This window comes from Novipirellula galeiformis, from assembly GCF_007860095.1.
Taxonomy (GTDB): domain Bacteria; phylum Planctomycetota; class Planctomycetia; order Pirellulales; family Pirellulaceae; genus Novipirellula; species Novipirellula galeiformis.
Map to the genome: position 1 here is coordinate 358,699 of NZ_SJPT01000007.1, position 26,174 is coordinate 384,872.

Below are 26,174 nucleotides of genomic sequence, written 5' to 3' on the forward strand. Positions count from 1 at the left end.
TCAGCGGCAGCGAATCAGATGGGAGGGGTCAATCCCGAGTCGCTCGATCATCTCGGCGGTCTCCAACAAGAAGCGATCGGCGTCGACCGGATAACCGGCCGTCGGACGGATCGTTTGCCCAGCGGCAGCGTGTTTTGCGAAGAAGGCGTTGAGGGCATTCATCATCAATTCACGCAGATACTTGGCGTGAATCGACGACATCGCAACGGGCGGAAACGAGTCCCCCTTGACCGTGAACCGGATCTGCATCGTCCGCTCGCCCGAGCCAAGTTCGTAACGGCTTTCCCGTTTGCTCTCCGAAACGACGCGAAGCCGCCAATCAGGCCAAATTTGCTGAAGCACCGCGCCGTAGAATTGCCGACCGCCGTGACGGTCACAATAGACATGGACATTCGTCTCGGTCGGATCGCGATCGAGAACATCGCATACTAACCGCAACGCCGTGTCGGATAACAAATCGGACTTGTTCATTCCGCGTGCAATCACTTGATTGAATTGCCGAGCGGTGAGGATGCGGAGGGCGACGTGTTGTAACACGGCCCCGGCTTGCCCCCAGTGCTGGATCACCCCTTGAGCGTCCGCGGCGGCAACAGACCGATTGCCGCGCAGATCGCGAAGCCATTCCGCTTGCCTCAGCGAGGGCCCGTCGCCTCTAGCGATTTTTTTCAGCCACGGTTTGAAGTCCAGCTCGCCGTCACCGCACCAATGTTTACAGCAACTGACCACGGCATGCAGAACCGCCAACGGATCGTGAGCACGCGACTTGAACAGCTTTTTGGAATCATCGACGACGACCTTCAAGTCGCCACAGCGCAGGGGCGTGCGCAACGGAGCAAAGCAATTTGAAATCGCGTCGTCGGTGTTCGCCGCCTCGTGATCCAGCGTCGCATCGGGTACCTGCCACGCGGTAGCCGCAACGACCAAGGGGCCTAGCTTGGGACCATATCCAGCTTCGTCGACAGCGATCAACAACATCCAAGAACTACGCAGGCAGGAGAGAAATTGAAATGAACGACCGATCCCCGCAAAAGCGCGAGCGATCACCACGTGAAGAGTGTGCCCGCTGGAACGCCGCAGCTCAAGGGCGGCGCACGGTAGGCCGCCAGCGGCTGCCCTGTTGGTGACAAGCAGATCAAGAGAGATCAGATGACGGTTTTCCCATTTTCCTGTCCCCCATTTTCCTGTTCTCATTTCCGGCAGGGGCTCGCGAGACTCTGCCGACGCGCGAAAGGTTTTAACAGAAAGATGGGGGACAGGAAAATGAAAGCGGATCACGTGCTTGGGGGTTTTCCAATTTTTCTGTCCCCCATTTTCCTGTTCTCATTTCCGGCATGGGCTTCGGGAACGGCCGGGCGAGTTTGCCGAGGCAGCGGGCTCGCGAGACTCCGCCGACGCGCGAAAGGTTTTAACAGAAAGATGGGGGACAGGAAAATGAAAGCGGATCGCGTGCTTGGGGGTTTTCTCATTTTTCTGTCCCCCATTTTCCTGTTCTCATTTCCGGCAGGGGCTTCGGGAACGGCCGGGTGAGTATGCCGAGGCAGCGGGCTCGCGAGACTCTGCCGACGCGTGAAAGGTTTTAACAGGAAGATGAAGGGACAGGAAAGTAAAAGCGGATCACGTGCTTGGGGGTTTTCCAATTTTTCTGTCCCCCATTTTCCTGTTCTCATTTCCGGCAGGGGCTTCGGGAACGGCCGGGCGAGTTTGCCGAGGCAGCGGGCTCGCGAGACTCTGCCGACGCGTGAAAGGTTTTAACAGAAAGATGGAGGGACAGGAAAATGAAAGCGGATCACGTGCTTGGGGGTTATCCAATTTTTCTGTAGGTCGTGTCGCTCGACGGTGGTCCGCGTTCTGGCGAACGCAGCTACGGGAACGGCAGCAGCTCGCGGTTCCTAATAGCCGCTGATTCGACAGGAAGGTTAAAGCGAATCAGGTGCTTGGGTATTCCCATTTTCCTGTTCCCCATTTTCCTATTCACCCTCGTGCATGGGGATTAATCAGCGGAGTACGAACCAGAGAAGGCCGCTTGGGCTTAAAACCTACGCCGAATTTCAAATTGCGTTCGCGTCTCGTGCACTGCTTCGGCTCACGCCAGTGAGCGGTAGATCTCGGCCATTTTTTCCATCCGCTTTTGAAAACAGAATTTGTCCACCACCGTCTCCCTGCCTCCTTGCCCCAGCCGACCTGCCAGTGCGGCATCCTCGAGCACGCGTTTGATCTCCGCTGCCAACCCCTCGGGATCGCTCGGCGACACCAGCAACCCGTTGCGGTGGCCATCGATCAACCGCGGCACGCCTGCGATCCGCGTGGCCACGATCGGCACTTCGAACGCCATCGCTTCCAACAACACGTTCGGTAACCCTTCCCGCAAACTGCTCAGCGCATACACGTCAAACGCTTGGTAATAGGTTTCCGGGTTCGCCACAAAGCCGGCCATCCGAATCCGCTCGCTCAATCCTTGCTGTTCGATCTGAGTCTTCAGCGTCTCAGCGAGCGGCCCATCGCCGACGATCACCAGCCCGACATCGTGTCCTTGTTGGACCAGTTGTCCCACGGCATCGATCAGAAACGCGAACCCTTTTTCCTCCGACAAGCGTCCCACGGCGCCAATCAATTTACGCGATTCCGGCCAATCGATCGCGGCCTTGGCCTGGGCAATCGTTTGTCGCCGGCGATATTGCTCGGTATCGATCGCATTGTCGATCATCGACAAACGGTCCGCGGGGACACGTCCCCGACGGCACGCATCAAACAAATCGGTCGAGACACAGACGACCGCCTCGTAGCGCCGCAAGCACCAACGGTCGATGGCGTAATAGAGGGGCGTTTTCCAGGTATTGAGCACCCAGCCGTGCACCGTGGAAACGAGCTGCATCGGGTAGCGACGCCGCAACCACAAGCCCGCCAGATTGCTTTTGTAATCGTGGCCATGCCAGATCAAGGGACGATTCCCGAGCCGTTTGAGCAGCTCGTCCAGCCGAGCGTAGATGCGGTAGTCGGTCGCCCCGGCATCGTCCACCGCGACCAACGGCGCATCGGCCGTTTCGGCGCGGCGTTGGATCGCAGCAAACCCTTCATCGGCTGGGTCACGCAGATAAACACAAACGCAGTCGTAGCCCAGAGGGTGCAAGAAACGAGGCGAATGGAGGATCGTTTTTTCCGGTCCTCCCCCAGTACCACTGACGATCCGCACGTGCAGCACCAGCGGATGCGAGCTCGGCTCGGACAACAGAGAGCGTGCCCGCGCATTGGCCGTGACACCGCTTGCGATCGTTTCATTACCGACAGATTCATCAACTGTCGGGGCGTCATTCATCAATGAATTCAAACTCATGCGTCTCAATACGAATCCGAAAAGGGCAGCTCAGCCACCGAGGAAGCTAGGTTTTACGCCAACAGCGTTCGGTCCCCAAGGCCCAAAGTCGTTGTTTGCTCCGCAAACAAAACGCACCGTCCCACCGTCCCACCGTCCCACCGTCCCACCGTCCCTTCTTCCTCCGTCCCTCCCACCACCATCCCTTCTTCTTCCCCACTCCCCACTCCCCACTCCCCACTCCCCACTCCCCACTCCCCACTCCTCACTCCCTCTCCTTGTCTCCTTGTCTCCTTGTCTCCTTGTCTCCTTGTCTCCTTGTCTCCTTGTCTCCTTGTCTCCCTGTCTCCTTGTCTCCTTCACTCCTTCACTCCTTCACTCCTTCACTCCTTCACTCCTTCACTCCTTCACTCCTTCACTCCCCTCCAGCCCACGTCACGACGACGCGGTAGCTGAGCCAGCCGCCGAGCGCACCGGCGGCATAGATCAACACGTCCGAAGCATCAGCGTAAAAGGGGACCAGGTAGACCTGGGCCACTTCGATCGTCAAACCGGTGCCCAGCACCACCAGGATCGAGGTCAGCGAGGCGACGACGCCAGGAGTTTGCTGGCGTGAACCAGGGCGTGAAAAAACGTGGGCCAGCGCGACTCCCAAAGCGGCAAACAGGATCATCTTGCCGACCAGATTCGAACCGGCCAGGAATTCGGAGGTGTAGTAATACTTCACAAACGGAGGCGACCAGAAGTCGATCCAGCCCGCATCGATTTCAGCCCGGTTTGCGACCCGTTCATACCTGGCCAAAAACGCGACAAAGATGCCCAGCACTACCAACAACAGCGACGCACAGCGAACGCTGACTCGGTCCGTGATTCGCTGAATCGCAGTCCAATGAGTCGCCAGCACCACGCCGATCGCGGCCCCGGCCCAGCCACAGACGACATCGGCTAGCGTGGTGTAGCGAGTGAAGATGGGCGCTTGCAGCAATTCAATCAAGATTGGAAAGCCCAACATGATCGCCAGCCCGCGGTGCTGCATGCGGGCCAAGACGATCAAAATTCCCAAGGGCACCATCCGCAAGCTTGAAACGGCCAGCGCGATCGCCAGTTCCAGCAGCCCTCGTTGCGGATCAAGCGCCACGACGTGCAAGCCAGGCACCCAAGCGAATCTCCCCGCATTCGCTTTCGCAGCCCACTCCGCTTGGCTGAACATGACGTCCAGCGGCAGCACGGAGTAGACGAGCAACAGCGAGCAAAACGACCACAGCAGCACGGTGGCGATCCGAGACGACGAAGACGCATCCCAGCTCAACGTACGGACGCGTCGCCAAACCGCCAGCGCCGGTCGACCGACGGCGATCCATAGCAGTGGCGAGATCGTGGCTGCGACACAACCTGCGGCGATATCGTTGCCCGAGACGGTTCGCCGTGGGTACCACAATTGCAGAAATTCGATCCCCACGATCAACGTGTTGCCAAACAGGATGATGGCGAACAGCGAGGCTAGGTAGCGGAGGGTCAGACGTCCGTCGCGGTCGGCTGCCCCGGCCAACAGAAATCCGAAGGGCAGCGCGACCAATCCGTTGGCGACCCAGTCGGCGCGGCGATCGACGTTCAAATTTAGCCAGCGGAGCGAGCGGAATCGCTCGATCGCCTCGTCGAGTGCCAGCGGACGGTACTCCAGCGGCACGATCGACGCGTAGACCAATGCCACCGCAGCGAGCGAGCCCAGGACGGCCAGCCAAACACGGGGCGAGCCATCGTCCAGCGGTCGGGGAAAACGATCCAGCTCGTTCATCAAAACGTTACCGCGGTGAGGGAGAAAGTCGTTGTTTGCTCCGCAAACAAAACGCGGCGGCAAGCAACCCAACGTCGTACAGCATAACGGCAAGCCGCGGCAGCGTCAGAGCCAACCAGATAGTCGTTGTTTGCTCCGCAAACAAAACGCAGCAGCAAGCCCCCCCAACGCGTCAACGAGTGCCCGCGCAACATAGGCGACAATAAGAATCCCGAGTCGCAGCCAAACAATCCCCCCGGCCCAAAGATGAACAGGAAAATGGGGGACAGAAAAATGGGAATACCGAGCACCTGATCTGGCTCTATCTTCCTGGCTCCATTTTTCTGTCAAAACAGGGCATCCCTAGAAGATCAATCGTTGTCCGAACAAACAAGCTCAGGTGCAAGCTTGCCGTTTCATCACGTTTTCCGTAGTGGACGAGGCAACGAGTCCCTGTTTTTTTTTTTTTTGCCATGGACTCGTTGCCTCGTCCACGACGCTCGACCCTAATTCCTAGCTGTTACGCAACATTCGCGTTCATCCGCGCCATTCGCGGGCAAAACCCGTCCAAAATGCGCCCGCGAATGACGCGAATGAGCGCCAATAGGAATCCCGAACCGCAGCTAGACAATCCCCCCTACCCGAAGATGAACAGGAAAATGGGGGACAGAAAAATGGGAATACCGAGCACCTGATCTGGCTTTATTTTCTGTCTCCATTTTTCTGTCAAAACAGGGCATCCCTAAAAGCTCATGCCCGACGAGCGACAAAAAGATGGGGGGCAAAAAGAGGAGGAAACCGTCATCCGATCACTCTCAATTTCCCTGTCAAAACTGGGCATCCCTCGGCGCAGTGCAGCGGGCTACCGCTCAATCGTCTTTGGTAAACGCGATCCGTTTGGTCCACGTCAACGGGTCCAACCAGGTACGCATCTTCGGCAGCGGATAATGCTCAAGCGACCACAACGCGAAACAACGTTTTCGTGAGCGAAAATCGGGACCCGCAGGGATCGCGGCGACTCGCATCGTGCGGTAGATCCATTGGCGTCGCAAACGCTGTACGCTTCCTCCACTCATCTGCTCGATTACCTCCGCCGGACAATCCAATTGCAACAGCTCCATCGCCAAGCTTAACATACAAGCGACTGGCATTCCGAGCTGCAATTCGCACGTCCGCCGGATCAATTCCTGCCAATCGAACGGAGCCGTGTCGGATCTCTCACCGGATTGCGCCCCGGCCAAATCGCACGGCTGCTCGATCATACAGCTGATGTCCCAAAGATCGCGAAACGCGCGCTGAAACTCACCGGTTCGGGCCAGATTCAATGCCGAATGAAGCACGCGATCGACTCGGTCGAGAATCGAAAAGGGGCTGTCCGGTAGGCGTATCGAACGGGCAATCAATTCATCGGCCACAAAGCTGCGTGGGTCCGAAATGGGTAACAGTCGAAAATGGACATCCACTTCAATCCGCCGATAAGCATGTTTCAACGGAGCCAACTCGTGCAGCCAACGACGATAGTAACGGCAATCGGCCTCGGATAAATCGTCATCCACCGCGTAACCCACCCGACGCAGCGCCGCTTCCACCCGCGGCAAGGCCGCTTCGCTCACTAAGAGATCGACGTCATTGGTTCGTCGGCCGCCCGCCCAGGGCATCGCTGCGGCGAGATAGGCCACTCCTTTCAATAACACCACTGGATCGTCCACCGCCGCCAACGCCGTTTTCAGTTGGCGCAGCTCGAATCCAAACGTGATGTCGTTGAATCGGGTGGACTGAATTTCGTGTTCCAATCGTGAGCGAGCCGGCGCAGGGATCCATTCCCAGGCGGCACTTTCGCGCGCACGCCAAGCGACCCGGGAAAGCAGCCCGGTGTGCGAGGCGACGAGTGTCAGCGCATCCCACTGGGGCAATGACACGCTTTCCAGTGGCACACGCCCACGCAGCAGGTCAATCATCTGGGTCAGATCCTCGTTCCAAATGTCTGCGTTTGCCGCGACTCCACGCGGTGGCGCTGCGGACACCTTCGTGCAAACCGACACAGGATCCGCCGCGCTGAGCGCTGCGGTTGAAGCGCAGGGCCGGTTCCTACCGGGCGACTCGTGCACGCTACGCTTTGGATCCGAACGCTCCGTGGCGGCGATCGCAACCTCGTTCCAATCATGATCTCGCAAAAATCGCTCGGCATCGGCCGCCTCGTCGTAAAACAGTTCAAAAGCAGGCACGTGTTTGGCTAAACGCACCGTCGCCTGAAATCCCGACTCACCGAGTTGACGATAATTAATCCCGAACTGGTTCAAGCGGGTGAACAACCCACCCGGGGTGACTGGTTTTAGTTCCAAACGTTGGCCCGGACCGCGGCGAGGGAACACGATTGCGGCGGGGGAAAAGGATTTACCTCTTAGCGCATGCGACTTCGCCGTGGAACGAAGATGAGCGATTTGTACTGGAGGATCGACGATTCTGCCGTACGGGCCGAACACCGCATCGCTGCCATAACGCTCGGAGATCAGTTCCAACGAATGGCCCTTCAAGATGGTCGGACGGCCGAGCGCCGTCAGGGTCAAGTCATCGAGATCAAACATCGAGATTTCATCACTCAGCAATCCCCATCCGCACATCATCAAGGTTGACGCGAGGGTGCTTTTCCCTGCTCCCGAGTTACCGGGAAAGACGAGCGTTTGATTCTCCGAACCGGGGATTAGCGCCGAGGCGCCGTGGATGGCAAGATGTCGGTGCGAGGCACGAAAAAAACACCAACTGCAAACCCATTCCATCCCCGCCACCGTCAAGCGGCGCGGCCACGCTTGCCAAATATGTCCATTGACCGTGGCGACTACCATCCTTCTGCCACGTTCAAACCTAGGATCCAACCGCATCCGAAAATCTGAAAACTCGTACGGCGGCACCAGCGGATGATCCCCATGTAAAACGTGGACCGCTTGAGCAATCAAAGGAAGCTCCGACTGGATCCGAAACGTGTAAGGACCAAACCGAAGTCCGATCCCCTCGTTTCGTAGTCGCGTCGCGAGTTCGTCAAGAGTGACGTCGGCGATCTTCAGCACGGAGACTCCTGGTCAATCAAGCCAACCAACGCCATTTGCGACAATGCCTCGGCAATGTAGTTCTGAAACGTGGCGTCATAAGCCAGCTCGACCTCCGCGGCCACCATTTTCCCCAGCTCGCCTTCCCCACTCGCCTGCCCAGCACGTTGCATCAAGAAACGCAAAACAGCGACATCGATCGCGTTCATCAGGTAGGAATCCCAATAGGAAGCACTGAAGACGGCAAACTCGTTCTCGGCCAACCGCTCGATCAAAATCTCGTTCTGTGAGCAACGCCAACGACGCTCCAGCGGCGTAGCGGCGGTCACAGCGATCTCCGTTTGGCTCGTTTCGGTAGTCATGGTTTAAGCTGGGGCGAACGGTCGGCGCGTGAGAAACCAGTTACCACCGAATCTTGAACATCGCGGGAGACGACGGTGAGACCGCCGCAGGGAAGAAACAGGAGAAAATCGGTTGCCACCCGATAATTAGACATCACGAAGTGTAGAAGAGAATTCGCCGCGCCATCGATCTGGCGTCAAGCAGGAAGCACAATACACAATCGTCGCTTTCTTTTTCATTCCACGGCCGCGAAGTCAATCAGCGCCAACCCGCGATACACGGAGCGCGAATCAGCGAGTGTGATATGGCGATCGGCGTGTCACTATGGGGTCGTCGGAGGCACACTTGGTCCGGAAACCTTCGACGTAGGGCCTTGAGCGTGGGCGGTTTGCGCCGAGCCGGCGACGATCATCGGGCCGCCGACCACCGCCGCCATCATCAGCATGCGACGTCGTTGCGGATTGACTTGCGTCGCTGTGGTGTGATCCACGGCATCGTCATTCAACTCAGGATTCTCGTTCTCTAGATGCATATCAATTTTTTTCCTGTGCAATCAGCGCGGTCACTCGCAGGCGAGACCAGCGATGGGTCCCAATACTATAGTTACCAAACGAGCCCGCAACACGGTTTAGGTCACGGAAAAGCCAATCAGGCCTCAAAAAGTGTACAGAAGCATCGCGGGGTCAGGCAAGCGGGCAGCAAAAAACGAAAGCAAACCAGTCAAAACAGGGGGCTACGGCTCACGGCAGGCTGCTCAGATAGTCGTTGTTTGCTCCGCAAACAAAACGCACCAGCAAACTTCCCAACGCGTCAACGAGTAACCGCCCAACATTTGCGTCGATTGGCGTGATTCGCGGGCAGAACAAAAAAGCAAAGGGGGCCCGCCAATAACGCGAATAGGCGCCATTAAGAATCTCGAGCCGCAACCAGACAATCCCCCATGCCCGAAGATGAACAGAAAAATGGGGGACAGAAAGATGGAAATACCGAGCACCTGATCTGGCTTTATTTTCCTGTCTCCATTTTTCTGTAAAAACAGGGCATCCCCAAAAGCTCATGCCCGATGAGCGACAAAAAAATGGAGGGCAAAAAGATGAGAAAACCGTCATCCGATCACTCTCAATCTTCCTGTCCCTTCAATACTCTCTGTCAAAACGGGGCACGCATCGGAAGATCAATCGTTGTCCGAACAACCAAGCTCAGCTGCAAGCTCGCAGTTTCTTCACGTTTTCCGTAGTGGACGAGGCAACGAGTCCCTGTTTTTTTGTTTTTTGCCATGGACTCGTTGCCTCGTCCACGACGCTCGACCCTAACTCCTAGCTGTGACACAACATTCGCGTTCATTCGCGGGCAAAACCCCCGGCCGAAGTGGGCCCGCGAATGACGCGAATGAGCGCCAATAGGAATCCCGAGCCGCAGCCAGACAATCCCCCGGGCCCGAAGATGAACAGAAAAATGGGAATACCGAGCACCTGATTGGGCTTTATCTTCCTGTCAAAACAGGGCATCGGTCGCGTCCCCCCACACCACGAGCGCTAACCTTTTAAAAAGCGAGGTGTTTGGAGAAAAAGAACGTTCAGCCTGTAATTCACGCCGCTGTGCCACTGATGAATTGTGGGTAAACAGTGTCCTCTTAATCGAAACGGTCTCGTCGCTTTTCATCCTTAATCTTAATCTTCACGACTTGGCTCCAGTCCAGGTGTGGCTTGCGCGGACGGGAGTAAGATTAGGAGTTGACGACGGGGTGGACCACGTTCTGGCGAACGTAGCTACGGTTGAAGGCCCTCGTCAATCTTCGACGGCCGAGTCATCCGCTACATGCCTTCCGATTAGTGTTCAATTAGCGAAGATCAGTGTTCGCGAAGCCAAGTCTTCTTAACCACCCAACACATCAGTGTGCAACCGCACGAAACTGCCGCATCCCTTTTGTTTCTTAATCTTAATCCTACTCTTAATCCTAATCTTCACGACTTGGCTCCGGGTCCAGGTGTGGCTTGCGCGGACGGGAGTAAGATTAGGAGCTGACGACCGGGGCGACCACGTTCTGGCGAACGTAGCTACGGTTGAAGGCCCACGTCAATCTTCGACGGCCGAGTCATCCGCTACAAGCATTCCGATTAGTGTTCGATTAGCGAAGATCAGTGTTCGCGCAGCCAAGTCTTCTTGACCACTCAACACATCAGCGTGCAACCGCACGAAACCGTCGCATCCCTTTGGTTTCTTAATCTTAATCTTAATCTTAATCTTAATCTTAATCTTAATCTTAATCTTAATCTTAATCCTAATCTTCACGACTTGGCTCCGGGTCCAGGTGTGGCATGCGCGGACGGGATTAAGATTAGGAGCTGACGACGGGGTGGACCACGTTCTGGCGAACGTAGCTACGGTTGAAGGCCAACGAGCTTATGCGGATGCGAAAACGTATTCGCCGAACCGCTCCGCCTTGGATTGCCAATCTTCACTAGCCAACCGCTGCCGCCGGCGATCCAGTTGCGTGAGTGGGTCGGAATCGCGACTCGCATCACCGGTCTGCTCATTACCCATCATCCAGTCCAACGTGGCGGCGACAAATGAGGCTTCGTCGTCAACCATCTTCAGACAATCTTGCCAAGGCACGACGGCGGGCAAATCCGCTGCGACGACCGGCAGCATCGTCGCCAAGTATTCTTTTAGCTTCAGCGGCTGCATCGCCCGCGTGACGGGCAAATCGGCGTACGGCATGATCAACACCCGTGCCGCCTGGGCCAGCGCCGGCAATTGCTCAAACGCCAATGGTCCGATCGCGGCAATCCGCGGGTGCGTGAGCAAGCGAGGATCCGGATCTTGCTGCGGCCCGGCCAGTACGATCGTCCCGGCCGCGCCCCGATCCCGCAGCGCATCGGCCAAGCCGAGCACCCAATCGGCATTCATCCGCCGATCGACCACGCCCCAAAACACGGCCAAAGGAGTGGGCAAGTGCTCGATTGCCGCAGGAGGAGCACAGGTCGGATGGGCCCAGAATGACGAGTCGACGCCATGCGTCAACACGCTGACGTGGGCATGCCGCGGCCGGATCGCCGCCGCCAATGGATCGCTGACCGCCACCACCCGGTCGACGCCCGCGATCAACGTTTGTTCCATCTCGCGCATCGCCGCGGCTGAGAGGCCCGGCCAGACCGAGAAGTCATCGACGCAGTAGTAGACCCAGCGGCGGACCGGTAAGCGGCCGATCAAGTCGGCCGTGATTGGGATCGTCGTGATCGCGATCGCATCCTGAGCATCGTCGTGCAATTGCCGCGAGAGCAATCGCGCGTTCAGGGCCCGATCCCAGCGGTGGGACATCCAAGGCCACATCCGCGGACTGCGGAGCGTCAAGTTCGTAGGGAGTTCGGCGGCAGTGTCTTCGCGATGCATGGCCGCCCACTCGCGCAGTTTGCCGGCGCCGCGGCTCAGCGTGAGCCGGTCCAGTCGTGGCGGACGCATGCCGATCGTATTGACCCAGGTCACCTCGATCGTGGGCAAGAGCTGCGAGATCAGGTGCTGGCAACTACTCGGATGCCGCCCCCAATCATCCGAAAAGACAAGCAGTCGGTTCACGATACAAGCAGAACCACGGCGACGATCACGATCAGCGAAAATACGGCGACACCGGCAACGACCAACTTTTTGAAACGCCCGATCGCAATCTGTCGCTGCGGAACAAACATTTGCGGTTCGCCAAAGTCCTTACTTAGAGGCGAATCAAGACGTGTGTGATCCGAGTGCCTCCGAAACCAGTCGCGTTGCCAACCAAAGTTCAACATCAGCACCACAGGCCGGCACAGAGAACGCGTCTTGAATGTGGATAGCGAATCACAAACGTCGTCGTAGAAAAAACCTGCCTTCGCTTGGATCCGCTCGCGTTTTTTTGCTTCCCCTTCGTACTGCGCCGCATGCTGCAGCACATGCCACTTACGCATATCCTGTGCGGCCCATGTTTCATTCGGGTATTGCAATTCGTCCGGTCGCGATAGGGTTGGACGCTCATGCTCGGACATCCAATTTGCGTAATGCAAAAGGGTGGCAACGCCATATTGGAAATCATCGTCGCGTTGACCGAGGGAATCCTTGTAATCAACAAACCGCCCCAAGGCTTGCAAGTACATCGTGTAGAACCAACGCAACTCGGCATTCAACAAGTCAAGCTTTTCTAAATTTTGATTTGGATGCACGGTGCGTCGCATCAGCAACGCCGCACGATCGAGATACTTTGTTTCCCCGGTCAACTCGTGACCGGTCAGCAACGCGTGGGTCGAGTTCGCCGCGGCGCGTCCAGGGCCGTAATAACCATCCGCGCTGCACGTGGAATAGCCTGTGTCGCCGCGTGAGAGCCATTTGAAGGGCGTCTTGCGGCCATCGTCGATTCGCATCACATAGTCGGCCGCATTGATCGCGGCGGTGCGATAGCGCTGCGTGCCAGTCAGATAGTAGGCGACCATCCAACCGGTGCTGTAGTTATGCGACGCCGCGGGTCCGCCCCCGATCGCATAGTTCTTCGCCAGCTTTTCGCCTGTTTCGCCGAGCTCTTCGAGATCTTGCCCGCCGTCGAATGATTGCGAAATGCGAAGCCGTTTCGGATAGCTGCGATGAGTCGCCGTATGCGCATCGGCGTAATGGTAAGTGTGCCAAAACAGTCCGCCGTTATAGAGCAGCTTGTCATCTTCGGTGTGATAGGTATCGATGTCCCAAGCATGGTCGGCCATTTGAGTCATCAGTTCAAACCAACGTTCATCTCCACTGCGCAGGAACTGGATCGCGAAGCCAAGCGTGCAATCGTATTGATTGTTGTAGTGCGAGATCATCGGTGACTCGCCACGGTGGTCGACCGCTTCATGATCGCCGTACAGATCCCCAAAGTGGCGCCAGCCGAACTGGTCGATTTTCTCATTTTTGATGGCAAACGTATCCTCGCCCTCAATGGCAAGATCGACCAGAGATTCGTAACGCGGGTCACTCCGGTCGGAGCGCGGCATCAAGTAGGGCAGCGCACCGGCGCGAGCGTAATCCTCAGGCGATAGCCGGATCAACGGTGGATTCAAAACCGCAACAATAGTCGACGGTGCGTCAACTGATTTCATTTCAAAGGCGAACTGAAACGTTTTCTGCTCGCCTCCTTGCAACTCGTGCCCTCCCTTGGCCTCGGCGGGAAACAGACCCACACGCAGGCGATTGCCATCGCTTGAAAGCGCCGAGGGAAAATTTTGCCAAAAGTCGCGATAGGCGACCGAGTACTGGACCGCTGCATTGTGGCATCGCAACACCGGCTCGGCGCGCAGTCCGCTGTGGAGCTCGTCATCGGCGACCACCTTGTAGCCACGAAACTCCAGCGGCACCGAGCCGTTTCGGTCGACGTGGTTGCTGCTGTTCCAGTTTTCACCGCCGCTAGAGGCTTGAAAGATCGAGAGCTGTTTTTGCGCCGTGATCGTGGTATCGACATCGCCAAGTTCCAGCGACAAATCAGTGCCCCGTTCACCCTCGGGAAATGAGAAATGGACCGACAGATCATCGATGACGATCGAGCCCTCGGAGCCAAGATCCCAATTGCCGCCGGGATGATCCATCGCTTGCGGATTTTGGACCACCAATTCAAAGGTCACCACGGAATCGTGGGCGTAGGAGTTCGCGATCAAATTGGCAAGTAAAGGTGACCTGTGCTCGCCCGATTCAAAGCTTAGTTCCCACTGTTGTGCCCAGCGAACGGGTCCGGAATCGATTGTTTTCGCCGAGGGTACAACCGCGCGGAATTCGCGATTTTCGTGCGTCATCTTTATTTCGAGCGACGCATGTGTCCCGAGATCGCGGTGGGCAAGCCGAATGCTCGTTCCGTCATCCATCGAATCACCGGCAACCGGCAACGAAATCACCGGTTCGCATGAGGGACTCGGTACGTCATCGAGGATCGTAGGATCCGTGACCACGCTGAGTGACGTTAGTGAATCACTGGCGAATTCCAGCAAGCACCAGCGGACCGATCCATCTGGCCAGAACGCCAGTGGGCTTCGCTGGACCGTTGGTCGCGACCCATCGGCATCCACGACATGAATGGATGCTAACGACTCGCCTTGTCCCTGAGCAAACGGTACCCCCACTCGAACCGGAACGGTGCCGGTTTGGAAGGCGGAGTGGACTGGACCATGATCGATCGCGTGAAGGCGCACGGGAGAATTCTTAATCACTCAGGTGAAACAATAAGTAAGAAATGTCGGGAAAACAAACTCTTGTGAGTGTCGAGCTCGCAGCGTGTACGAAGTCGCATTCTGTTTTGAAGATCACGGATTTGGCAGACACTAAGTTGTCGAAGCATCCGTTTCGAGCGGTCCCAGTTCAGTCGTGGCCGGCGTAGCGAGCTTCATCGCGGCCGCTGTCTCTGCCGTTTTAGATCGCAAGGAAGGTATTTGCTCACGCAGCGTCATTCCCGGCAGCTCAACCAAGCGGTAGAGCAACTCTGCCAACAGCAGAGAGAGAACCCAAATCGCGAAAGTAAACATCAGCTTAGATTCAAATCCTAAGCGATTCGCGATCGCAATCGCTTCGATATGAACCAGGTAGACCGCATAGGAACGGGTTGCCAAATAACCAATCAGCGGCTGCGAGCGGCCGAACCGACGCCAAAAATCGCTGTGATCCGACAGACTGACCCACGAGGCAAAAATGAGCGTGTAGGCGATCAAGGGAAACTCAATGCCGCTGTCCGTTCCACGGGCGATCATGGCGCCCAGAAAAGCCGCTAGCCCGACGGCCGCGGCCAGAGGCACAAACCGCTGTAGCCGATGCCAAACCAGCGTGGCGTGGGTGCTTAGCAAGGCGAGCCCTACGCCCGCCGCACATTGATCGATGCGAACATGCGTCTGAGTGCCCGATCCATACCAGCCCAATCCGCGAAACATCAGCGGTAGGATCAACAAAGTAGCAATCACCAGCATTGCACCCCGGCGGCATGAGCCAAACCACAGCAACAGCGGCGCGATGATCAAGTAAAAATGCTCTTCGACGCATAACGACCAACTGACGCCAAAAAACAGTGTTTTATCAAATGCGTACGTTTGCAGGAAAACAAAATAGCTCGAATCAATCAGTTCAAGATTTCCGTTCATGCCACGCTGCGCGAGCGTGAACAACAGGATCGCGAAATAAGCGGGCAACGTTCGCAGCCAGCGCCGACCGTAAAAGCGTCCCAGCCGGATCGTTCCCGTCGTTTTCAATTCGCGAAACAGCAATCCTCCCAGTAACCATCCACTGAGGACAAAGAACAGATCGACCCCATGTCCCCCCACTCCCAGCGAGCGCAGAAAAGTGGAGTTGACCGATGCATCCTGAAACCGGATGGTCGAAGCGATGTGGCAATTGACGACCAACACAATCGCCAAGGCTCGCAAGAAATCGAGGAAACCGTTACGCATGATTAGCGGAGTCTAAAACCGTGATCGATCGATACAGAACCGGCAATCCAAGTCGGTGGATCCGAGATGTCATTTGCCCGATTTCACTTGTGTTCACGCCACCAAGTCCGGAACGTTGTCATCGTTCTCTTCCGCGTCGAGATCCTCGCTCTCCGAGTCCGCGTTCGCAAGATCAATGTTCATCGTGCAATAGCCGACGATCGCCAAGATGTAGCACGATTCAAACAACACTCCGCTCGAAAACATGCTGGCCAGTAAGTAGGCGGGCATTCCCGCTACCACCGCTAACCGAGCTGCGCCTAAATCCGACCGATCGTCGTGGCGACGATAGGTGCGCCAACAATAGACAACCGGGACCAACAGGAAGCTGAAGTAGATCAGCGCCGCCGGGATCCCCATCCCCGTGGAGACATCAAAGAACAAATTGTGCAGTGCTTTATTGTTGAGATCGAGTCCACCATCGTAGTACTCGGGCAAAGGAACGAGTGACCGCGCCGCGTTCGGCCCTACGCCGAAGACGGGATAATCCATCGTAATGCGATACCCCGCCTGCCAAAGATAGAAACGGCTTTCGGCCGAAGAATCGCGTTCATCCTTTGAGGCAAACGAGGAACTAAATTCAGCGACAACCGAGGGTCCCGCCAACAATACGGTCATGACCGCAACCGCCGCGATCAAACGCACGTTACCATCGCGGCGTGGCATGTACCAAATCGCGATCATTGCTAACAACACCGCGGCGATCATACAGCCCCGCGACTCAAGCAACATGATTTGGTGAATTTGTAACAGCGAAATGCCCAGGTAGAGGAATTTTTTCCATCCCATCTGCTCCCACAATCCTAATGCGAACGAGGCCGCCAAGACAGGAACTGTGATGATGGAGTAGCCGTTATTGTCAACGCCCATGCTGCCCCACGGGCGTTGCGCATATCGAGAGATTCCAAGCTGGAAATATTCCAAGTTAATTTGGTAGGCGTTGTACGCCTGGGCCAACACCGCCACGATCAATAGCGTCGTGATATGCTTTGGGTTATCGAGCACGCAAATCGCCAACACCACCACAAGGACCACTTTCCAGGCATAGCTCATAAAGAACTCGGTCGCTGCCGGAGCAATGCTTTGCTGAGCGCTCACGAAACACAGCCCCAAGAAAAACAGCAGCGCCACCACTCCGAATTTCGCTAACTTCGCAAATCGTTGCGTTCGGAAACCACGCAGCGCAAAGGCGAGTGCCAAGCAGACAAAGATGTACTTTTGGTAGGGAGTCCCCTGCTCCAGCGACCAGCGCCAGTTCCAGCCTGGATCGAGCAGGACAAAGCCATAAAAGCCAATGACTCCAATCGCAGGCTTAAAAAACGCCACGATGCAGACGATTCCTAACAGGCAATAAACGAAAAGAGGGCCTAGCATTTTACGGTGTCTATCATTGCGATCCGTCTATCCTCATCTGGCATCAAACCGTCGAATCTAACGCCCATTTAACTCGTTGAACAGTTTTTGGGCTTGTGTTCCTAGGATCGACCAATCAAAAGTCTTGGACACAAACGCTCGCCCCGCTAGCCCGAACGCAGCTCGCTCGCTGGGGCTGGAAAAACGTTCGCAGATCACGTTTGCAAGCGGTTCGGGGGCGACGCAATCAACCAAGAATCCAGACTCGTTGGGTCGAAGCGTATCACGAGTACCACCACTGTCACCGGCGAGCACAGGTTTTCCGCATGCTTGAGCTTCAAGCAGTACGATGCCAAACCCTTCGACGTCTCGCCCCACATCGCGGTTGGCGAGTACGAAAAGGTCGCAGTCCTGGTAACACCTTAGAAGGCTTTTGTCATCAACTTCACCGACAAACTCGACGTGGTCCGTCACGTTCAATTCACGGCACAAACGTTCTAACCGCGCGCGATCCTGTCCGCCTCCCACGATCGCATAGTGTATCTCAGGGATACGTTCGCGAATCTTAGGAATCGCCCGAATGACCATATCGTGCCCTTTGCGTTCCTGTAGCCGCCCCACGGTCAGCATCACGAACTTCCCTTCCCAATGAGCTCTCCAGTTGGGTTGATCTGCCGGGCGCGGCGTAAAGTAGGATGTGTCGACGCCAGGATTCATCAGTACGACGGAGTTCGGATCCAACTTCCATTCGTTCAGTAACAGATCGCGTGTGAAAGTTGAATTCGCGATCACACGCTGGCAATGATGAAGGACCGACCGGGTTAGCATTTGCAATTCGCGACTCGTCATCGCGATATTGACGTCTTCGCCGTGGACATAACAGAGATAGGGAATGCCCGTCATTGCTTTCACGGCACGACACACCAGCCCTTCGGACAATGGTCTCGCTGCGTGAAGCGACGATACGCGGTGATGACGAGCCAGTTTTGCAACTTTACGAATCTGTTGCGTGTACTTTCGCACGCTGCTCCACGCTGCAATCCCTCGAAATGGCATCGAAAGATCGAGACGTTCAATGACTTGTGGATACTCTTTGTCGCGTGTATCACAACCGTGAGAGTCGCCGACCGCCATGATGTAGGAGTGGGGAGTTTGCCGGCGATAAATTTCCCAAAGCCATTTACCACTGCCACCGTTTTGAGGCGGAAACACTTCGCTCAAAACCAAGCTGAGGTGTTTTGGTGTTTTATCGGTATTACCAGTCGAAGCCAACTTGCTAGTTCTCATCATGAAAGGAATGATATTGTTTAAGATTCCGCAACGGTCTAACCAAATATCATGCTGCACCCAAGCGAACCACATCGTGAATCTTGGCCGGCGCACCTTTCGCTCTTTGAAGGTGAGGAACCAGGAAATTACTGGCAGGCAAATAATCGGTGTTACCCAACACGAACGCCTGCACAGCCCCCTGAGGCGAATCGTTAATTGGCTCCTCGTGCATGCTGAAACTCATGTTGACAAGGACCGAAATCCCCGTTCGTCTCTCGTCGTCTGTCACGATTTGATGGAAACTCGGATTAGACTCGGTCGTCACTAATTGAGGCCGTACGGTGCCATCCGCGTGGACCGCTGCGGGGCAGCACGCGCAGTTATGTGATAATCGCCGCAGCGTGATCGATGTTGAAAACTGGATGATTCACGAAAGTACGTGTAATAGACGCTAAACCGATCATACGACTTTTAGACCTCCGTCAGACCTTCGATGTCGCTGGCACGGTTTCTTTTCGTCGGATAACCTGATGACCAATCCCACTCCACTTCGGTGTGGAGCGTTTCGAGTATCAAGTTGACATTGAAGTCGACTCGCACTCATCGCCATTAGATGGCAGACAACGGCCCCCCAAGAATTGTTCGTAGATCGTAATCAATTTGTCGACATGCACCTGCTCGCTAAAATTCGCGACGACACTTCGTCGTCCGGCACGCCCCATCTCTTCGGAACGGTCACGATCGGTAAGTAGGCTTTCTACGGCGTCCGCCAACTGCCGTGGTTCGCGAGGCGCCACCAATATACCTGTAACCGAGTCGTCCACCACCTCGGGGATGCCCCCTACCCGAGTAGCCACCACTGGTTTTCCGCATGCCATTGCCTCAATCAAGCAACGCCCGAACGTTTCCACTGTGGAAGGACATACCAATATATCGATCCGGCGAAGCGTGTTAGGCACATCACGGACATGCCCCAGAAACTCTACGTGGGACCCGATCCCAAGTTCGGCTGCCTTTTGCCGAAGTTGCTGGTCGGCGCCGGTTCGAAAAACATCCTCGCCGATGATCCAGTACCGACATTTATATCCACGCTGACAAAGATGCATTGCCATCGCCAGAAAGTCATCATGTCCTTTCACAGGAACTAAATTCGCCAAGATGGCGACGATCGGTCGATCGTTATGCGTATCTTGCGAAGGTGGATGGAAATTTTCCGTGTCGACAGCGTTGTGAAGCACAATCTGCCGCACACGCGGACAGGCCGACATTATTAGCGAACCTAGTTCAGCCTTCATTGCATGACTATTAAAGACAAATGCGTTGGGCCGTGGCACACCACGGAACGCCCAATCGACATAGCTAGATTCCGGCGGATATCGAATATGGCACAGCAAGGGGAGGCGAAATTGTCGCGCGGAATAGGCTAAACTTCGCGCTGTCGAAATATCGTTCGCATGGATTAAGTCGCAAGAGATGCCTTTGAATATGCGACTCCATCGCCGCAGATCTAATAGAAATCGGAACGGTTTCTTCCAACTGTGTAACGCATAGGGAACGACCGTATGGGGGATTTCCGCTGCAGTCAGTTCCGCGGTCATACGACCCGAAGCAGGTACGGCTACGTGTACCTTCCAGTTGCGTCGGATCAGTCCCTGCGCGATCAACAACAAGCTTCGCTCACCCCCGCCCAAGTTCGACGAATTAGATAACAACAGGATGGAGTGTGATTTCAAATTCATGTCTTCAGCGAAGCAGGATGAGTCAGTTCGTAAAGTTGGTTATGCAAGTTGTCTATCCGACTGTCCCAATTGAATTGCGCTCGAACCCGTTCCCGTCCTTGTCGCCCCATCTCGGCTGCCTGCTGCGGGAATTCGATCAATTGCAGAATCCTGGCTGCCAGCGTCGTAGCTTCTCCGATGGGAAACAGCCACCCTGTAATGCCGGGAGCTACGATTTCACGCGGGCCATCGGTGTCGCTGCAGACGACGGGCAACCCTGCTGCCATTGCTTCGGCGACCACCAAACCAAACGACTCTCGCTCACTGGCATGCACAAATATATCGGAAGCCAACATCCTCTCAAGCACCAACGTATGTGACAACGCACCTCGGAGTCGAACGCAGTCTTCCAACGCGAGCCTTCGCACTTGTTGCTGCAACGCGTCTCGGCAAGGCCCATCGCCGATCACTTCAAGTTGGACCGAATGCCCTCGTGACACCAGTTCGCTCATCGCGTCAACGACCAAAGCAGTTTGCTTGAGTTCCGACAAAGAGCCGACCGTTAGCAGCCGAATCGGCGATTGGGAACGAGAGAATGGTCGGGCGAGGTCTGTGGGAATGTCGACCCCATTTCGCAACAGACATAGTCCGTCGCTTTGCTCCGTGGCTTGTTGCCAATATTCCTTCCAGGCATTGGACACGCAGAAAATCCTGGAGGTTGTTGCCTGTAGCGAACGGAGTTCGTCCACCGAGTATTGTTTCAGATGTCCGTCATGCGCAATCACAGTTAGCGGCACGTTTAGTAGGCCGGACAACCCTTCACCTACCTCAAGCCCCCACTGAACAAAATGGCAGTGAATCAGTCGGCATTCAGCGATCAACGGTTCGCTTAACAAGGAACCAAAATAGCCCGTGCGGCGGATCGCTAATCGCCGTCCGTAACGTCCCACATTGGCAGCGAGACGCAACCGTCGATTAGTCACGAACCGAAGTGGAGCCATCGGACTTTGCCGGACTGGAAGTGCTATCGTTGGGAATGTAACCCCATCAATCGATTCGTGAAACAGCCCCGATTGGTTAGGGGAATTAGAGTGTTGAATGACCAACCGCACGTCCCAGCCGCGCTGCCGCAGCGCCATAAGCTCGCGTACAACGAAGGTTTCGGTAGTAGTTGGGAACGCGCCGACACAAACCGCAATCGGCCCTAACATGCGGGCTTACCATGAACGTGATGCCGCATCATTCCACGGGTCATTGCCGCGATGCGGTAGGCTTCGAACCACCGTTCATCCTTTATTGTGGACCTGATAATGGCCATACTCCGGCAACGTAGATACCTCGCGATTAGCCATTTGGGTATGCGAAAAAAGCCTCCAGCAGGGGGCACATGTTCACGGAGCATGGTCGATCGCCCCGCACCTTCGTACCAATCCCAAACATAGTTCAGATTCAACCGAGTGGCGGGCACAAAGTGTTGCACTGCAGCCGGGGACACCCACAAAAACCGCATCCCATCCTTTTCCAGACGTCGCAGATACTCAGCGTCGTCGCCGCGAAGATTATTGTTGCCAGCATTGCCCAAACGTGGATCGAAACGATACTGCGAATAAATGGACTGGCGCATCGCCATGTTGGCGCCGATCGGGATGTCGTTTTCATTGAATTCGAAAATGCCTTCACCAAGTTGTCGGAGCGCAAACGTCGAAGTCAAGCTTGGCAAGTGTCGAAGAATCCACGCAGGGGGATCGACTTCCCACAACGGATCCACCCTGCCACCGAACACCGAAAAATCCGGGAAATTTTCGGCTGCTCGCATGTAACCGGCCAACCACCCCGGCGATACCAACACGTCGTCATCGGTCCATATGAGAAGTTTGCCGGTGGCTTGCTCGATCGCACAATTACGCGCCCGCGATTGCCCGGCGACAGGTTCAAACAGTCTGCGGATGGGCAACCGATCGTGAAAACCTTCGATCACGTCATCGGTGTTGTCGGTGCAGTTATTGTTGACAACCAACAGTTCCCATTTAACGCCCGGCGGAATTTTCAGGCGGGTCATCGCATCCAGCGTCTTGTCCAACAACGCGGCGCGATTCCACGTACAGATCGCAACGGTTACATGCATGCTAACTCAGTTCAACTTCTTGCGTTAGAGTGGGAAATCACAAGATTGGCCAAATGTGATGCAAACAAATCCGCAGGTTGTTTCGGGAGATACTCTAGTGCGGCATCCCTCGCGAGCCTGCCCATCTGCTGCCAATCCTCACGTCGGTTCCACGCTGACTCCAGTGCTCGATCAAATAGCTTGACAGTTGGCGCATCAGCCAGAAACCCCGTAACCTCGTCAGTGACAACCTCGCCGTTCCCGGCCACATCGGTAACGACCGCAGGGCGACCGCAAAGCATAGCCTCGACCAAAGCAAGGGGAAGTCCTTCGTATCGAGAAGGCAGAAGCAACAGGTGATTCTGACGCCAAATTTCGGACACGTTTTGTACGTGTCCGTGAAATGTAACTCGGGAGCAAAGCTCGTACACCTCCGTCAGCATTTTAAGCGTTCCTTCCATCGGACCCGATCCATAGATATTTACATGAATAGGTCTTTCTCGCCACTTTGGAATCGAAAGAGTCTTCAGTAAAATATCCTGGCCCTTTGAGGGTGGGTGAAGCCGGGCAACGTTAGCAAGCTGATAATCGGATTCTGGCGGATCTTCGGGCCAGCAAGGTTGGTGATCACGCGGTACTTGGATAGGATTCGCGACTACGGTGGCGTTGGGTAAATCGCATGCGATCTGCGTTTCAACGAGCTGTAGATTAGCATGCGAGACAAAGTAGCACTGGGCACTGGAAAGCCATGCATTTCGCCAGCGATTGGCAAGATCATCGGTCGGCCAATCATGTTCTGAATGCGCCTGCGATATCGTGGCAACCGGAATTCCCGTTGACAAGGCTAGCTCCACTGTCTCCAGGCTCATCACGCCGCCAGAGGAGACAATGATGAGGTCGGGACGGAGTGTCAACAGCCAGCATCCGAGCTCTGTACTGTGTGGATTTCGACCGGTTGCCCGCGCAAGTTTCCTCATGGCACGATCGACCAGGGAGGAAGATCGCGTTTTTCGCTCAGTGACACTAACACGCTCCCTGCGAAGGCTCTCCAACGCCGACCGCGGTGCTGGCCAAGCGTTGACACTTGCATAAACCTGGTGTCCTGAGGCAGCCAACGACTTAGCAGCTTCAGACCACAGAACTTCCGAACCTCCCCACGGAAATCGAGCGATCGTACCTATGAACGCGAATTTCGCCATTGAATTATATTTTGATATTGAACTGAAGGAAAATCATTCAGCGATCCGCGTCACATGATCCAGCAACGTTCTCACTCTTGGCACCGGAATTCAAGTTCTCCCACCGCTTCGGATCGCGGTGTACTAATTGATTGAGCATGATCTCGACTGCACCGTACCAAGCCTCTACCAAAACACGCAAACGATGGCTTTCCATGCCGCTGATTAAGACAATATTCAAGATCTTAACCGCGTTAAAATACGAGTGAGCTGGTTCCGAAAGCGGGTGGTGTTCGAAAGTACTCGACAATCATGATTAAGGGGATGTTGCGAAATGGGAGGCAACTGAATTCGCTTGGGGATTCGTATTGATGGTGGACTGACACTAGAACTCATAGCAACCGCCAGAACCGTTTCCCACTTCCTGAAACACGCGTCATCGTGGTACTCATCGCTGATAAGTCGCTTGGCATTAGTCGAGCAGTTTTGCCAAAGCGGCGCGTCGCTAGATAACCGAATTAATTGCGTGGCCGCGTCGTCAGGGTCATCACTCGTCAGTAAACCAGTCACTCCGTCGTTGACAATCTCGGGAATACCGCTGGGAATGTTACGCACGACAGGTACCACTCCCATCGACATTGCCTCCAATAAAGCAAGAGGGAGTCCCTCGTAGTCGGACATTAGTAAAATGGCTTGCGTATCAACTAAAACATCTCGCAATTTTGTTGAGTCTAAACGTCCCAAAAAACGCACTCGATCTATTAGCCCCAATTCGGAACACTTGGCTTCCCACTTTTTCCGATCAGCACCGTCCCCCAATACGACACATTCGATCTCCGAACTTTGTTGACACGCGATTGCCATGGTTCGAATCACCAACGAGATTCGTTTCTGTTCTTCAAGAACGCGACCGGAAAAACACACCCTAAATGGTTCCGCTCGATAACTTGCAGTTTTATCACCCATGTCGACTCCATACGGGATGTAGTCTACTCCATCAGAAAACTTTTTTTGCGCGATTTCAAATACATGACGTGAAACGCCAACGGTACGCACAAGTGGATGCGTCAGATCAACCAATTCGGCGATCGCCCAATAGAATGGATCATCGGAATGGATGGTGTATATCCACGGCAAACCCTGACGTCGGGCAATATCAGCCGCGTAATAAAACGCTGGCAAGCATTGGGGCGCGAAAACCGTTGCACCGTAACGGTTAAGAAACTGAAGTGTATCTTTCACACCGTCTTCGCTAAACTTCGGCTTCCGCTTGTATTCCACCGGAACGCCAGCGGCAAGTAGCGATTGATGCACCGGTGAATTCTGAGCGTTCGCATCCAAGCCATGAAGCAAGACGGAAACCTCAGTTCCCGATCCATGAAGCTTCAGAACGATTTTTTCAAACCAAGTGTTAACACCACTGATGGCTCCAGCCCCGCAAAAATTTGCAAAACAAATCATGGATAGTTGATGGATTAAATCCTAAATGCCAAGAAACACAAAAATCATCGGATTACCGAGTAGAACTCAAGATGCGTTAGTCGTCACGTTGACCGGGAACTGGCGCAACGATGCAGTGTTAAAGCACTTCGAATTGAGCGTATCGCTTCAACCTAGTTTTCAGAAATCCGCAATAAAGCGGATCATCGTAGGTTGGTGTCAATCGGTGCAGATGGGATCATAAGTGCAGAACCCTTTTTCAACCAAAAGACTATCGGGCGAAGTGCAACTGACTGAAACCCCACGCTGATTGAGATGGTCAATAAGCGTACCGAATTCATCCAAAACCGATCCCTGGCCCCAACCAGCTTTTGACATGTCAGCAACGGTTGCATGAACCCCCTGTGACTTTGCGACCTCATCCCAGGGGTTGAAGAAACGTTTCCAAGACGGATCACTCTGCTTTGCTTCAAAAAACGTGCCCGGTCGATTCAAATCGACTCCGACAAGTCGGATGCGGGGAGCGAGACGCAGGACGTAAATGAGGTTTAACAGACTTGTTAGACTACCTCGACGAAAAAACATCGGCTGATCCAGCGACTCAGCAAACTCTCGGTGGTCTCCGCTTCGATCGTCTCGATCAAAAAAAATCGCGGGGAGCTCGACGGGCACTGCCAGCTGAAAATCCGATTCTAACAACATGACAGGTTGCTCACGGGACTCGCTGGACCGTATCGTTTCGAGTGATTTTCGAAACACCTGCCAACCAACACCCAACGAGTCTGCCAGGAAATGGTATTTCGGCCAAATCCCAACCAAATCCCAAAAAACCAAGTATCGATTCATTGAGATGCTCACACTCGCTTGGATTGCATTCTTCTGAGCAATGTCGAGTTCAAGCATGCTTGAGCTACTACCCAGAATAAAGACTTCGTCGTGGCGATAACCATCCTCGCGAATGTCAGGAAGTGGCAGCTTGGGACGCTGCACCAATTGCTGCATCAAGCACCGCAAGTCGCGACGTTGACGCGTCATGTCTTCTGAGACCCGCGAGAGCATCGCCTCAAGTGACACGACGCGTTGATGAATCTCCAGCGTCTCGTCGCTGAGCAGTCGTTTGCGAAAGCGTTTTGCAGCGTTCTTTGCGTAGCGAAAAAACAAGTTCATTCCGTGTTCGAGGCGATG

At 55.1% G+C, this 26,174-nt stretch carries 20 protein-coding genes; all 20 read right to left on the reverse strand.

What is annotated here, in order from left to right; translation table 11 throughout:
- Positions 1-975 (reverse strand): hypothetical protein, encoded by a 975-nt coding sequence (locus tag Pla52o_RS19495; RefSeq protein ID WP_146596290.1) that lies wholly within the window; start codon positions 973-975, stop codon positions 1-3.
- A 1,108-nt stretch (positions 976-2,083) separates the two neighbouring features.
- Entirely contained in the window at positions 2,084-3,331 is a 1,248-nt protein-coding gene (locus Pla52o_RS19500; protein ID WP_231612486.1) for a glycosyltransferase family 4 protein, read from the reverse strand.
- Between the two features lie 394 nt (positions 3,332-3,725).
- On the reverse strand, positions 3,726-5,105 hold the full coding sequence (locus Pla52o_RS19510; protein WP_146596292.1) for a VanZ family protein: 1,380 nt from the start codon (positions 5,103-5,105) through the stop codon (positions 3,726-3,728).
- Between the two features lie 848 nt (positions 5,106-5,953).
- Positions 5,954-8,149 (reverse strand): nucleotidyltransferase family protein, encoded by a 2,196-nt coding sequence (locus Pla52o_RS19515; protein WP_146596293.1) that lies wholly within the window; start codon positions 8,147-8,149, stop codon positions 5,954-5,956.
- Entirely contained in the window at positions 8,143-8,490 is a 348-nt protein-coding gene (locus Pla52o_RS19520) for a hypothetical protein (RefSeq protein ID WP_146596294.1), read from the reverse strand. The genes Pla52o_RS19515 and Pla52o_RS19520 overlap by 7 nt, the downstream gene beginning before the upstream one ends.
- A 302-nt stretch (positions 8,491-8,792) precedes the next feature.
- Positions 8,793-9,002 carry a hypothetical protein gene (locus Pla52o_RS19525; RefSeq protein WP_146596295.1) on the reverse strand — a complete coding sequence of 70 codons (210 nt, stop codon included), beginning with the start codon at positions 9,000-9,002 and terminating at the stop codon, positions 8,793-8,795.
- Positions 9,003-9,210: 208 nt separating this feature from the next.
- Positions 9,211-9,579 carry a hypothetical protein gene (locus Pla52o_RS19530; RefSeq protein ID WP_146596296.1) on the reverse strand — a complete coding sequence of 123 codons (369 nt, stop codon included), beginning with the start codon at positions 9,577-9,579 and terminating at the stop codon, positions 9,211-9,213.
- A gap of 1,294 nt (positions 9,580-10,873) precedes the next feature.
- Positions 10,874-12,046, reverse strand: a complete 1,173-nt coding sequence (locus Pla52o_RS19540) for a glycosyltransferase (RefSeq protein WP_146596298.1) — start codon at positions 12,044-12,046, stop codon at positions 10,874-10,876.
- Complete coding sequence (locus tag Pla52o_RS19545; RefSeq protein WP_146596299.1) at positions 12,043-14,646, reverse strand: RIFT barrel domain-containing protein; 2,604 nt, start codon at positions 14,644-14,646, stop codon at positions 12,043-12,045. The genes Pla52o_RS19540 and Pla52o_RS19545 overlap by 4 nt, the downstream gene beginning before the upstream one ends.
- Positions 14,647-14,775: 129 nt before the next feature.
- The gene (locus tag Pla52o_RS19550; RefSeq protein WP_146596300.1) at positions 14,776-15,888 is read right to left on the reverse strand and encodes an acyltransferase family protein; all 1,113 of its coding nucleotides are present in this window, start codon (positions 15,886-15,888) and stop codon (positions 14,776-14,778) included.
- A gap of 93 nt (positions 15,889-15,981) precedes the next feature.
- A complete protein-coding gene (locus Pla52o_RS19555) occupies positions 15,982-17,301 on the reverse strand; it encodes an O-antigen ligase family protein (RefSeq protein WP_146596301.1) in 1,320 nt (439 codons plus the stop codon).
- 57 nt (positions 17,302-17,358) lie between these two features.
- On the reverse strand, positions 17,359-18,570 hold the full coding sequence (locus tag Pla52o_RS19560; RefSeq protein ID WP_197169371.1) for a glycosyltransferase family 4 protein: 1,212 nt from the start codon (positions 18,568-18,570) through the stop codon (positions 17,359-17,361).
- 46 nt (positions 18,571-18,616) lie between these two features.
- On the reverse strand, positions 18,617-18,976 hold the full coding sequence (locus Pla52o_RS27955) for a carbamoyltransferase C-terminal domain-containing protein (RefSeq protein WP_146596353.1): 360 nt from the start codon (positions 18,974-18,976) through the stop codon (positions 18,617-18,619).
- A 145-nt stretch (positions 18,977-19,121) separates the two neighbouring features.
- Complete coding sequence (locus tag Pla52o_RS19570; protein ID WP_146596303.1) at positions 19,122-20,288, reverse strand: glycosyltransferase family 4 protein; 1,167 nt, start codon at positions 20,286-20,288, stop codon at positions 19,122-19,124.
- On the reverse strand, positions 20,285-21,250 hold the full coding sequence (locus tag Pla52o_RS19575; protein ID WP_390620900.1) for a glycosyltransferase family 4 protein: 966 nt from the start codon (positions 21,248-21,250) through the stop codon (positions 20,285-20,287). The genes Pla52o_RS19570 and Pla52o_RS19575 overlap by 4 nt, the downstream gene beginning before the upstream one ends.
- A gap of 221 nt (positions 21,251-21,471) precedes the next feature.
- On the reverse strand, positions 21,472-22,392 hold the full coding sequence (locus Pla52o_RS19580; protein WP_146596305.1) for a glycosyltransferase: 921 nt from the start codon (positions 22,390-22,392) through the stop codon (positions 21,472-21,474).
- Positions 22,393-22,403: 11 nt separating this feature from the next.
- Positions 22,404-23,285: a glycosyltransferase gene (locus Pla52o_RS19585; protein WP_197169372.1), complete on the reverse strand. Its 882-nt coding sequence runs from the start codon at positions 23,283-23,285 to the stop codon at positions 22,404-22,406.
- Positions 23,286-23,607: 322 nt separating this feature from the next.
- Complete coding sequence (locus Pla52o_RS19590; RefSeq protein WP_146596307.1) at positions 23,608-23,790, reverse strand: hypothetical protein; 183 nt, start codon at positions 23,788-23,790, stop codon at positions 23,608-23,610.
- Positions 23,787-25,010, reverse strand: a complete 1,224-nt coding sequence (locus Pla52o_RS19595) for a glycosyltransferase family 4 protein (RefSeq protein WP_146596308.1) — start codon at positions 25,008-25,010, stop codon at positions 23,787-23,789. Before Pla52o_RS19595 ends, Pla52o_RS19590 begins: the two co-directional genes overlap by 4 nt.
- 198 nt (positions 25,011-25,208) lie before the next feature.
- A complete protein-coding gene (locus tag Pla52o_RS19600) occupies positions 25,209-26,156 on the reverse strand; it encodes a hypothetical protein (RefSeq protein WP_146596309.1) in 948 nt (315 codons plus the stop codon).
- Positions 26,157-26,174: the final 18 nt, after the last annotated feature.

Bases quoted from the DNA above. Each gene is read 5' to 3' on its own strand.
- Pla52o_RS19530 (WP_146596296.1), bottom strand. From the start codon at position 9,579: ATGACGGTTTTCTCATCTTTTTGCCCTCCATTTTTTTGTCGCTCATCG.
- Pla52o_RS19570 (WP_146596303.1), bottom strand. From the start codon at position 20,288: ATGAATTTGAAATCACACTCCATCCTGTTGTTATCTAATTCGTCGAAC.
- Pla52o_RS19580 (WP_146596305.1), bottom strand. From the start codon at position 22,392: ATGCATGTAACCGTTGCGATCTGTACGTGGAATCGCGCCGCGTTGTTG.
- Pla52o_RS19555 (WP_146596301.1), bottom strand. From the start codon at position 17,301: ATGCTAGGCCCTCTTTTCGTTTATTGCCTGTTAGGAATCGTCTGCATC.
- Pla52o_RS19525 (WP_146596295.1), bottom strand. From the start codon at position 9,002: ATGCATCTAGAGAACGAGAATCCTGAGTTGAATGACGATGCCGTGGAT.
- Pla52o_RS19510 (WP_146596292.1), bottom strand. From the start codon at position 5,105: ATGAACGAGCTGGATCGTTTTCCCCGACCGCTGGACGATGGCTCGCCC.
- Pla52o_RS19560 (WP_197169371.1), bottom strand. From the start codon at position 18,570: ATGATGAGAACTAGCAAGTTGGCTTCGACTGGTAATACCGATAAAACA.
- Pla52o_RS19520 (WP_146596294.1), bottom strand. From the start codon at position 8,490: ATGACTACCGAAACGAGCCAAACGGAGATCGCTGTGACCGCCGCTACG.
- Pla52o_RS19500 (WP_231612486.1), bottom strand. From the start codon at position 3,331: ATGAGTTTGAATTCATTGATGAATGACGCCCCGACAGTTGATGAATCT.
- Pla52o_RS19495 (WP_146596290.1), bottom strand. From the start codon at position 975: ATGTTGTTGATCGCTGTCGACGAAGCTGGATATGGTCCCAAGCTAGGC.
- Pla52o_RS19595 (WP_146596308.1), bottom strand. From the start codon at position 25,010: ATGATTTGTTTTGCAAATTTTTGCGGGGCTGGAGCCATCAGTGGTGTT.
- Pla52o_RS19600 (WP_146596309.1), bottom strand. From the start codon at position 26,156: ATGAACTTGTTTTTTCGCTACGCAAAGAACGCTGCAAAACGCTTTCGC.
- Pla52o_RS19550 (WP_146596300.1), bottom strand. From the start codon at position 15,888: ATGCGTAACGGTTTCCTCGATTTCTTGCGAGCCTTGGCGATTGTGTTG.